Source organism: Nonlabens dokdonensis, from assembly GCF_002162835.1.
In the GTDB taxonomy this organism is placed as follows: Bacteria; Bacteroidota; Bacteroidia; order Flavobacteriales; family Flavobacteriaceae; genus Nonlabens; species Nonlabens dokdonensis_B.
On the sequence record NZ_MAAX01000099.1, the window covers coordinates 1 to 753 of the forward strand.

Sequence of the window (753 nt, forward strand, 5' to 3'; positions counted from 1 at the left end):
AACTTGAAACTTGAAACTTGAAACTTGAAACTTGAAACTTGAAACTTGAAATTTAAAAGCTTTGAAAGCCTGCTTTGATGAGCTTGCGTTCTTCCTCTATCCCATAAGGGACGGTCTCAACAAATGCCGGCAACTGGTTTCGGTTAACCATATTGGCCCCCATCCAGCGCTCACAAATTTTAATATCCACTACATTGAAGGCATCTAATTTAGCAGCTTGATCCACTAACGATTGATACTTTTGATAATTCGCTTTCACAAAGGCGCTGGCTTCACTGCCATGTAAAATAACTGAGATAGGGTGATCTGGGTAAGTTTTTGTACTGTTTGACCACGCTTCGGCACGGTTCAACAATGCCTGCAATTCTTCTGGGGTGTGGGCATGCAATTGGGCAATGAATGGGCCCTCTTGTGCCGCAGCCATAGATGAAAAAAGACCAATAAACAGAGCTAAAATCGTATTTAAACTAAAACTAGATAGTGAACGACGAGCCACAACCACAGGTTGATGAGGCTTGCGGGTTATTAACCACAAATTTAGAACCCTCTAAGCTTTCTTGATAATCCACACTGGCACCGTCTAAATAGGCGTAGCTCAGTGAATCCACCAGCACATTAACACCACTTTGCGTTACTTGGGTATCATCTTCAGCAATTTCAGTATCAAAAGTGAAGCCATACTGGAAACCAGAGCAGCCTCCACCGGTGACAAATACCCGTAAACACAAGCTGTCGTCGCCTTCTTCTTCAAGT

2 protein-coding genes are annotated in these 753 nt (G+C 43.0%); both read right to left on the reverse strand.

The annotated features are described in order from the left end of the window. Positions 1 to 52 precede the first annotated feature (52 nt). On the reverse strand, positions 53 to 496 hold the full coding sequence (locus A9Q93_RS06165) for a hypothetical protein (RefSeq protein ID WP_303686508.1): 444 nt from the start codon (positions 494 to 496) through the stop codon (positions 53 to 55). Then, a partial coding sequence (gene erpA / locus A9Q93_RS06170) for an iron-sulfur cluster insertion protein ErpA (RefSeq protein ID WP_303686509.1) occupies positions 474 to 753 on the reverse strand: 280 nt, incomplete at its 5' end. The genes A9Q93_RS06165 and erpA, both read right to left, overlap by 23 nt.